Source organism: Psychromonas sp. (genome assembly GCF_983033635.1).
In genome coordinates this window covers 1-3915 of the sequence record NZ_CEZLMY010000246.1, presented here as the reverse complement: position 1 = coordinate 3915, position 3915 = coordinate 1, and the positions used below count along the sequence as shown (strand labels likewise).

Annotated in this window: 6 protein-coding genes and 1 pseudogene; 3 read left to right on the top strand and 4 right to left on the bottom strand. The window is 38.9% G+C overall.

Features of this window, described 5'->3' with window-relative positions:
- Positions 1 to 141: 141 nt before the first annotated feature.
- Positions 142 to 657 (top strand): hypothetical protein, encoded by a 516-nt coding sequence (locus AC4GME_RS17900; RefSeq protein ID WP_490379944.1) that lies wholly within the window; start codon positions 142 to 144, stop codon positions 655 to 657.
- Here AC4GME_RS17900 and AC4GME_RS17895 read toward each other — a convergent pair.
- The 4 genes from AC4GME_RS17895 to radC all read right to left on the bottom strand — a co-directional run bounded on the left by AC4GME_RS17895 (position 654) and on the right by radC (position 2409).
- Positions 654 to 1103, bottom strand: coding sequence for a hypothetical protein (locus AC4GME_RS17895; RefSeq protein WP_490379943.1), 450 nt, complete (start codon positions 1101 to 1103; stop codon positions 654 to 656). The two genes, AC4GME_RS17900 and AC4GME_RS17895, sit on opposite strands and share 4 nt — an antisense overlap.
- Positions 1104 to 1191: 88 nt before the next feature.
- Positions 1192 to 1347, bottom strand: a complete 156-nt coding sequence (gene rpmG, locus AC4GME_RS17890; protein ID WP_011768487.1) for a 50S ribosomal protein L33 — start codon at positions 1345 to 1347, stop codon at positions 1192 to 1194.
- 12 nt (positions 1348 to 1359) lie between these two features.
- Positions 1360 to 1596 carry a 50S ribosomal protein L28 gene (rpmB, locus tag AC4GME_RS17885; protein WP_019616405.1) on the bottom strand — a complete coding sequence of 79 codons (237 nt, stop codon included), beginning with the start codon at positions 1594 to 1596 and terminating at the stop codon, positions 1360 to 1362.
- Positions 1597 to 1731: 135 nt separating this feature from the next.
- Positions 1732 to 2409, bottom strand: coding sequence for a RadC family protein (radC, locus tag AC4GME_RS17880; protein ID WP_490379942.1), 678 nt, complete (start codon positions 2407 to 2409; stop codon positions 1732 to 1734).
- A 139-nt stretch (positions 2410 to 2548) separates the two neighbouring features.
- Here radC and coaBC point away from each other — a divergent pair, with 139 nt between their 5' ends.
- A complete protein-coding gene (gene coaBC, locus AC4GME_RS17875) occupies positions 2549 to 3766 on the top strand; it encodes a bifunctional phosphopantothenoylcysteine decarboxylase/phosphopantothenate--cysteine ligase CoaBC (RefSeq protein ID WP_490379941.1) in 1218 nt (405 codons plus the stop codon).
- 24 nt (positions 3767 to 3790) lie between these two features.
- Positions 3791 to 3915: pseudogene (locus tag AC4GME_RS17870) on the top strand (dUTP diphosphatase); the annotation flags it as partial.

Genomic DNA, 3915 nt, shown 5'->3' with positions numbered 1-3915 from the left:
ATCTACCGATAGAGGATTAACGAAGTTAATCGCTCGAAAGGTCATCATATTGCGCCTTGTTCTAGCATCAGGGCAAAGCTCTGAATCTGTATCTTGAAGTGGTTTGGGTATATCAGTGTACTTTTTTCTGGAGGAAAATCTATGTTAAGACTACCGACTTGGTTGATCGTATTGATTGGTCTGTTATTTAATATCTCGGCAGCTTTGGTGACGCATTTTATTATTGACGGTAAAAGTAGCCAGCTTAATAGTCTGTCTATGCAGATGAACAATAATAATAAAGAGATGGATCTACTGTGGTTGCAAATAGAAGGTATTGAGCGGAAAAGAGAGATGTTATATCTGTTATTAAACCAAGACGAATTAAAGGAGCCGATAGCAAAACAGTTCAGCCGATTACTTGAGTCCCATCTTCATCAACAAATTCCCAGCTCTGATTTGTTAAACATTACAGAGCTGGATCTTAAAATAAATGATTATCAAAATAACATCCGTGACGAAATAGACCATAAATTCTTTTTAAACTTAGAACTGACTGAATTGCAAATGCTTTTAAATAAAGAGGTATCGACTTTGCGTAACTGGTCTATCTTTTTGCAGATGATCGGTCTTTCACTGATCTTAGCGCGCGATTTGAGTCGCAAAAGGTCAGCTTAACGCCCTAATAGCAGTGGTAATTGTTCTGCGCTTAAAAATAGCGACATCGTAGAGTCTGTTTGCAGTAAGTAATTATCACCTTGTTGAAATAACTGTACGATTATTGGTTGTTCCTGGTTTGCGATATAAACTTGCATTATGTAAGGGCTGGTTGAATTTTCAATTGCGGCTTGCGTTTGTAGTTTTAGTGTTTGCCAGTTTTGTACCAGCAACGAAAGTTGCAACTCAGAAAACCCCATATTTGGCTCACTTTTCCATCTGCGGCCGACCCGTTTTATTTTAAAATCAGGCGTTTTTATCTCAACAATGGTTAATTCATTACTGATCACTGAGCGATGCTGAACTTTAGGGGAAATAGTTAGTTTATGGCTAAAGTTAAAAAGAAAAACAATAATTAAAATGCCAAAGATAAGCACATTGTTCCAGCCTTTACGTGATAAGCGCATTGTATTTCCCTCTCTATTTCCCTGTTATGTTTTCTACTGGCATAAAAAAACCCAGTATAGACTGGGTTTTTGTCAGGTTAAATCAAAATTACTTGATTTTGCCTTCTTTGTACATAACGTGCTTACGTACAACGGGATCAAACTTTTTGATCTCAAATTTTTCAGGCATAGTCTTTTTATTTTTATCCGTAGTATAAAAATGGCCAGTACCAGCACTTGAATTTAAACGAATTTTATCACGCATTTTTTAAGCTCCTTAAACTTTTTCACCATTGGCACGGATATCAGCTAATACTGAATCAATACCTTTTTTATCGATGATACGCATACCTTTAGTAGTTAAGCGTAGTTTTACAAAACGGTTTTCACTTTCTACCCAAAAACGATGTGTTTGTAGGTTAGGTAAAAAACGACGTCGTGTGCGGTTCTTTGCGTGTGATACATTGTTACCAGTAGCTGGACGCTTACCTGTAACTTGACATACTCTAGACATGTCGCGGTTCTCCAAAATAATAGTTTTACTCGAGCAAAATAGTCGAACACCTTTTTTAGCCGTCGCCAAAGGCGTCGAGGGCGCATTTTATACATGATTGGGTATGAAAGATCAACAAAACTGTTCATTTAAGCGTTAAATCCATCCATTTTCTGCAAATGAGGTACATTTTTCATGCCCGACGATGAAATGGTCCAAAACTCGCACATCAATTAATTGCATAGCAGAGATGATTTTTTCGGTGATTTTTTTGTCTGCAATGCTGGCTGTTGGATCGCCGGATGGGTGATTGTGAACCAAAATAATAGCGGCTGCATTTTCTGCTAATACCTTCTGGGCAATAATTCTTGGATGGACGGTTGCGCAGTCGATAGAGCCAAAGAAAAATTCATGGAAACGAATAACGCGATGTTGCGTATCTAATAAAAGTGCCGCAAAAACTTCATAGGGTAAATGATGCATTTTGGCGTTTAAAAATGCTTTTGTTTGTATGGCACTGGTTAAAGGTTCACCTTTTAGTATCGGCTCTTGTAAATATCGTCGGGACATTTCCAGTACAGTTTGCAGTTGCACATATTTAGCTCGTCCTAGCCCTTTTTTTTTGCAAAACTCAACTTCTGATGCTGCAAATAATGCGTGTAATGTTCCAAACTCGCTAATTAATTGCCGTGCGAGCGAGACCACATCCAAGCCTTTGCAGCCTGTTCTTAAGAATATTGCTAATAGTTCTGCGTCGGAGAGGGCGCTTGTTCCTTGTGATAAGAGCTTCTCTCGTGGTCTCTCTTGATCGGGCCAGTCTTTTAATTTTGTCATAAATAGGTAATACCGATTATATAAACAAGACATTAAATCTAGACGATTTTGTCACATATTGCATAACTACTTTGTGTTATCCTGTTGCTCTTTTTTAATTCTACCCAAGCTATTTGGGTCTGTTTATTGAGTGCTCTTTATGTCTGTTATTCATGCCTTAACAGGAAAAAAAATATTATTAGGTATTTCCGGTGGTATTGCTGCTTATAAATGTGCCGAGTTAACTCGCCGCTTAAAGGATCAAGGTGCTGATGTCCGTATTGTAATGACATCTTCAGCAAAAGAGTTTATTACTCCGTTAACCATGCAAGCTGTTTCCGGTCACGCAATTGCCGATGATCTACTCGATCCTAATGCTGAAGCTGGTATGGGACATATCGAGCTTGCTAAGTGGGCTGATATTGTTCTGTTGGCCCCTGCAACGGCTAATCTGATTGCGCGATTACGAGCCGGTTTAGCTGATGAGTTATTAACTACCTTATGTTTAGCGACCCCTTCGCCAATTGCTGTTTCACCAGCAATGAATATGGAAATGTATCAAGCGGCAGCAACGCAGGAAAATATCAGTGTATTGGCTCTACGAGGTTTGTTGATATGGGGGCCGGGAGAGGGCCCGCAAGCTTGCGGGGATATTGGCCCTGGTCGAATGCTTGAACCTCAACAGTTAGTTGCGCGAGTGGTTGATTTTTTTAATGTACCACACGCTGTTTTTGCAGATGTAAATATCACTATTACTGCAGGGCCGACGCAAGAAGCGCTTGATCCCGTCCGTTATATTAGTAATCACAGTTCAGGGAAAATGGGGTTCTCATTGGCTGAAGTTGCCCAAAAAATGGGTGCAAATGTAACTTTAATCAGCGGGCCAGTTAATCTGACCACACCAACTAATGTAAAACGGATCGATGTAAAAACTGCGTTAGAGATGCACAAAGCAAGTTTAGAAAACCTAAATAGCTGTGATATTTTTATCGCCTGTGCTGCTGTGGCGGACTATCGACCTGAAGTGGTTGCACAGCATAAGATGAAGAAACAACAAGGCATTGATGATTTAACGCTTAAATTAGTTAAAAATCCTGACATTATTGCGGATGTTGCAAAGGATAAAAATCGTCCTTTTTGTGTTGGCTTTGCGGCCGAAACAAAAGATGTTGAGTGTTATGCAAAAGATAAATTAAAACGTAAAAACTTAGATTTGATTGCAGCAAACGATGTTGCTAAAGCAGGGCAAGGTTTTAATAGTGAAAAAAATGCATTAAGTGTATTTTCTGCCCAACAAAGATTTGATATAAAACTTGCTGATAAAAAAGCGGTCGCGCATCAATTGCTTGAAATTATTTATCAACAATATAAACAGTAGTTTACAAAATAATGGATCATAACAATGAAACAAATTGAACTTAAAATTCTTGACCCGCGTATTGGTAATGAGTTTCCACTGCCGGAACATGCAACAGCAGGATCTGCTGGCATGGATTTACGCGCGTGTATTGATAAACCATTGATCAT

What these genes read in the sequence shown, in the direction of transcription:
- AC4GME_RS17900 (WP_490379944.1), top strand. Translation starts at nt 142, where the DNA reads ATGTTAAGACTACCGACTTGGTTGATCGTATTGATTGGTCTGTTATTT.
- rpmB (WP_019616405.1), bottom strand. Translation starts at nt 1,596, where the DNA reads ATGTCTAGAGTATGTCAAGTTACAGGTAAGCGTCCAGCTACTGGTAAC.
- rpmG (WP_011768487.1), bottom strand. Translation starts at nt 1,347, where the DNA reads ATGCGTGATAAAATTCGTTTAAATTCAAGTGCTGGTACTGGCCATTTT.
- radC (WP_490379942.1), bottom strand. Translation starts at nt 2,409, where the DNA reads ATGACAAAATTAAAAGACTGGCCCGATCAAGAGAGACCACGAGAGAAG.
- AC4GME_RS17895 (WP_490379943.1), bottom strand. Translation starts at nt 1,103, where the DNA reads ATGCGCTTATCACGTAAAGGCTGGAACAATGTGCTTATCTTTGGCATT.
- coaBC (WP_490379941.1), top strand. Translation starts at nt 2,549, where the DNA reads ATGTCTGTTATTCATGCCTTAACAGGAAAAAAAATATTATTAGGTATT.